Here is a 5,460-nt window from a genome sequence, read left to right on the forward strand (position 1 = left end):
GGGGTGGCCCTTTCTGAAAAGGTGTTCGGCGGCGACCTACTCTCCCACACAGTCTCCCGTGCAGTACCATCGGCGCAGAAGGGCTTAGCTTCCGGGTTCGGAATGGAGCCGGGCGTTTCCCCTTCGCTATGACCACCGAAACTCTATGGAGATGTCATCGGTTTCCCGACCGTATCTCGGGAACCGCACAGTGGACGCGTAGCACAAGTAAGGTTGTGTCAAGTTATCGGCTTATTAGTACCGGTCAGCTGCGAGAGTCGTTAGTCCTCTCTTCCACATCCGGCCTATTCACCCAGTGGTCTAGCTGGGAGCCTCTCGGGGCAAGCCCCGTGGAAACCTCATCTTGAAGCAGGCTTCCCGCTTAGATGCTTTCAGCGGTTATCCCTTCCGAACGTAGCTAACCAGCCGTGCTCCTGGCGGAACAACTGGCACACCAGAGGTTCGTCCGTCCCGGTCCTCTCGTACTAGGGACAGGTCTTCTCAAGTTTCCTGCGCGCGCAGCGGATAGGGACCGAACTGTCTCACGACGTTCTAAACCCAGCTCGCGTACCGCTTTAATGGGCGAACAGCCCAACCCTTGGGACCTACTCCAGCCCCAGGATGCGACGAGCCGACATCGAGGTGCCAAACCATGCCGTCGATATGGACTCTTGGGCAAGATCAGCCTGTTATCCCCGGGGTACCTTTTATCCGTTGAGCGACGGCGCTTCCACAAGCCACCGCCGGATCACTAGTTCCGACTTTCGTCCCTGCTCGACCTGTCAGTCTCACAGTCAAGCTCCCTTGTGCACTTGCACTCGCCACCTGATTGCCAACCAGGCTGAGGGAACCTTTGAGCGCCTCCGTTACATTTTAGGAGGCAACCGCCCCAGTTAAACTACCCATCAGGCACTGTCCCTGATCCGGATTACGGACCGAGGTTAGATATCCAGAACGACCAGAGTGGTATTTCAACGTTGACTCCACCGACACTGGCGTGCCAGCTTCACAGTCTCCCACCTATCCTACACAAGCCGTACCGAACACCAATACCAAACTATAGTAAAGGTCCCGGGGTCTTTCCGTCCTGCTGCGCGTAACGAGCATCTTTACTCGTAGTGCAATTTCGCCGAGTTCGCGGTTGAGACAGCGGAGAAGTCGTTACGCCATTCGTGCAGGTCGGAACTTACCCGACAAGGAATTTCGCTACCTTAGGATGGTTATAGTTACCACCGCCGTTTACTGGGGCTTAAATTCTGAGCTTCGCTCCGAAGAGCTGACCCGTCCTCTTAACCTTCCAGCACCGGGCAGGCGTCAGTCCGTATACATCGTCTTGCGACTTCGCACGGACCTGTGTTTTTAGTAAACAGTCGCTTCTCCCTGGTCTCTGCGGCCATCCACGCTTCCGGCAGCAAGTGCCGTCACGCTTCAGGCCCCCCTTCTCCCGAAGTTACGGGGGCATTTTGCCGAGTTCCTTAACCACGATTATCTCGATCGCCTTGGTATTCTCTACCTGACCACCTGAGTCGGTTTAGGGTACGGGCGGCTAGAACCTCGCGTCGAAGTTTTTCTAGGCAGCATAGGATCACCCAATCATCCCGCATAAGCGGTCACCATCGGCTCTCAGGCTATATGAGCTGCGGATTTGCCTACAGCTCGCCCTACGACCTTGAACGTGGACTACCATCGCCACGCTGGGCTACCTTCCTGCGTCACTCCTGTTAATACGCTTACCTACTACCGGTTCGGGTCGTGCGCTCCACCATCACGTCCCCGAAGGGATCTAGACGGCTTTGGGCACTTAGCATCACCGGGCTCGGTATGGGCGGTTCTTCGCCGGTACGGGAATATCAACCCGTTGTCCATCGACTACGCCTGTCGGCCTCGCCTTAGGTCCCGACTTACCCAGGGCGGATTAGCCTGGCCCTGGAACCCTTGGTCATTCGGCGGACGGGTTTCTCACCCGTCTTTCGCTACTCATGCCTGCATTCTCACTCGTGTAGCGTCCACCGCTGGGTCACCCCGCGACTTCACTCGCCACACGACGCTCCCCTACCCATCCACACGCCTGGATCACGAAGACCTAGCTATTGTGTGAATGCCACAGCTTCGGCGGTATACTTGAGCCCCGCTACATTGTCGGCGCGGAATCACTTGACCAGTGAGCTATTACGCACTCTTTCAAGGGTGGCTGCTTCTAAGCCAACCTCCTGGTTGTCTGTGCAACTCCACATCCTTTCCCACTTAGCATACGCTTAGGGGCCTTAGCTGGTGGTCTGGGCTGTTTCCCTCTCGACTACGGAGCTTATCCCCCGCAGTCTCACTGCCACGCTCTCACTTACCGGCATTCGGAGTTTGGCTGACGTCAGTAACCTTGTAGGGCCCATCGGCCATCCAGTAGCTCTACCTCCGGTAAGAAACACGTGACGCTGCACCTAAATGCATTTCGGGGAGAACCAGCTATCACGAAGTTTGATTGGCCTTTCACCCCTAACCACAGGTCATCCCCCCGGTTTTCAACCCAGGTGGGTTCGGTCCTCCACGCGGTCTTACCCGCGCTTCAACCTGCCCATGGCTAGATCACTTCGCTTCGGGTCTAGAGCACGCGACTCAATCGCCCTATTCGGACTCGCTTTCGCTACGGCTTCCCCTCACGGGTTAACCTCGCCACGTACCACTAACTCGCAGGCTCATTCTTCAAAAGGCACGCTGTCACCCCTGCTAGGGAGGCTCCAACGGATTGTATGTACACGGTTTCAGGTACTATTTCACTCCCCTCCCGGGGTACTTTTCACCTTTCCCTCACGGTACTTGTCCGCTATCGGTCACTAGGGAGTATTTAGGCTTAGCAAGTGGTCTTGCCGGATTCACACGGGATTTCTCGGGCCCCGTGCTACTTGGGATCCCCTTCGGGAGGCCGCGCCATTTCGTCTACGGGGGTAGCACCCTCTATGCCGGGCCGTTCAATGCCCTTCGACTATGACGCGACTTTCTGACTCCCTGGAAGCTCGGCAGAGCAACCTGAAAGGTCCCACAACCCCGATAACGCAACGCCTGCCGGCTATCACACGCTATCGGTTTGGCCTGTTCCGCTTTCGCTCGCCACTACTCACGGAATATCTCTTCCTGTGGGTACTGAGATGTTTCACTTCCCCACGTTCCCTCCACACGCCCTATATATTCAGGCGCGGGTAACTGGACATGACTCCAGCCGGGTTTCCCCATTCGGAGATCCTCGGATCACGGTTCGTTTGCCAACTCCCCGAGGCTTATCGCAGGCTACAACGTCCTTCTTCGGCTCCTAGTGCCAAGGCATCCACCGTATACACTTAAAAACTTGCCACAAAGACTTACTAAAAGATGCTCGCGTCCACTGTGCAGTTCTCAAGCTACGGGCGGTCCCGCCACCGCCTGGCGCCTACCCCACAAACAGTGAGGCGGTTCATCCAGTAGCAGCGGTCCGACGCACCGATCCGAAGACCGGCCCGAGGTCCAGGCTCTCGCCCGTTCCCTCAGGACCCAACAGCGTGCCAACGCAACCCCCCACCAGAACCTGTTCCACTCCACAAGGGAGGTACTGGGAACGGCAAGGAACAACGCAACTAGTCGATGTTCCACCCTTGAGCAACCCTCCTCGGAACGAACGCCCGAGTAGAGGGCCCTGGACGCCGAAGCGCCAGAAGCTCCTTAGAAAGGAGGTGATCCAGCCGCACCTTCCGGTACGGCTACCTTGTTACGACTTAGTCCCAATCGCTGGTCCCACCTTCGACGGCTCCCTCCCCAAGGGGTTGGGCCACCGGCTTCGGGTGTTACCGACTTTCGTGACTTGACGGGCGGTGTGTACAAGGCCCGGGAACGTATTCACCGCAGCGTTGCTGATCTGCGATTACTAGCGACTCCGACTTCATGGGGTCGAGTTGCAGACCCCAATCCGAACTGAGACCGGCTTTTTGGGATTCGCTCCACCTTGCGGTATCGCAGCCCTTTGTACCGGCCATTGTAGCATGCGTGAAGCCCAAGACATAAGGGGCATGATGATTTGACGTCGTCCCCACCTTCCTCCGAGTTGACCCCGGCAGTCTCCTATGAGTCCCCACCATGACGTGCTGGCAACATAGGACGAGGGTTGCGCTCGTTGCGGGACTTAACCCAACATCTCACGACACGAGCTGACGACAACCATGCACCACCTGTATACCGCCCTTGCGGACCCCATGTCTCCATGAGTTTTCGGTATATGTCAAGCCTTGGTAAGGTTCTTCGCGTTGCATCGAATTAATCCGCATGCTCCGCCGCTTGTGCGGGCCCCCGTCAATTCCTTTGAGTTTTAGCCTTGCGGCCGTACTCCCCAGGCGGGGCACTTAATGCGTTAGCTGCGGCACGGAACTCGTGGAATGAGCCCCACACCTAGTGCCCAACGTTTACGGCATGGACTACCAGGGTATCTAATCCTGTTCGCTCCCCATGCTTTCGCTCCTCAGCGTCAGTTGCGGCCCAGAGACCTGCCTTCGCCATCGGTGTTCCTCCTGATATCTGCGCATTCCACCGCTACACCAGGAATTCCAGTCTCCCCTACCGCACTCTAGTCTGCCCGTACCCACTGCAGACCCGAGGTTGAGCCTCGGGCTTTCACAGCAGACGCGACAAACCGCCTACGAGCTCTTTACGCCCAATAATTCCGGACAACGCTTGCGCCCTACGTATTACCGCGGCTGCTGGCACGTAGTTAGCCGGCGCTTCTTCTGCAGGTACCGTCACTTTCGCTTCTTCCCTGCTGAAAGGGGTTTACAACCCGAAGGCCTTCATCCCCCACGCGGCGTCGCTGCATCAGGCTTTCGCCCATTGTGCAATATTCCCCACTGCTGCCTCCCGTAGGAGTCTGGGCCGTGTCTCAGTCCCAGTGTGGCCGGTCGCCCTCTCAGGCCGGCTACCCGTCGTCGTCTTGGTGAGCCGTTACCTCACCAACTAACTGATAGGCCGCGAGTCCATCCCAGACCAAAATTCTTTCCAGACGCTACAGATGCCTGTTCGTCTCGTATCCGGTATTAGCACCGATTTCTCGGAGTTATCCCAGAGTCTGGGGCAGGTTACTCACGTGTTACTCACCCGTTCGCCACTGATCACCTCGAGCAAGCTCGAGGATCACCGTTCGACTTGCATGTGTTAAGCACGCCGCCAGCGTTCGTCCTGAGCCAGGATCAAACTCTCCGTAGATGTCTATAGGCACCCCACACTCACGCGCAGGGCAACCGACGTACGAAGCGGCCCCGAAGGACCCGTTCTCATCTGGCATCGATCAAATGTACAACTGACGTTAAACATTCGTCTCAACCACGTCACCGCAACAAGCACACCACCAACCACAACGGTCAGCACTGCACCCACCACGACGACAATTGGCATCGACTTTTGGCACGCTGTTGAGTTCTCAAGGAACAGACGCGCATCCATCCAGGCCCTCAAGGCCCGTCCGGAGGCAAC

3 rRNA genes are annotated in these 5,460 nt (G+C 57.2%); all 3 read right to left on the reverse strand.

Going from position 1 to position 5,460, the window contains the following annotated elements:
- Positions 1-23: 23 nt before the first annotated feature.
- Positions 24-140, reverse strand: a 5S ribosomal RNA gene (gene rrf, locus L0B03_RS13365).
- A 74-nt stretch (positions 141-214) separates the two neighbouring features.
- Positions 215-3,322: ribosomal RNA gene (locus L0B03_RS13370) — 23S ribosomal RNA — on the reverse strand.
- Between the two features lie 348 nt (positions 3,323-3,670).
- Positions 3,671-5,193: ribosomal RNA gene (locus tag L0B03_RS13375) — 16S ribosomal RNA — on the reverse strand.
- The 16S, 23S and 5S rRNA genes sit together here, the layout of an rRNA operon.
- Positions 5,194-5,460: the final 267 nt, after the last annotated feature.

Source organism: Actinotalea sp. C106, assembly GCF_023630195.1.
Taxonomy (GTDB): Bacteria; Actinomycetota; Actinomycetes; order Actinomycetales; family Cellulomonadaceae; genus Actinotalea.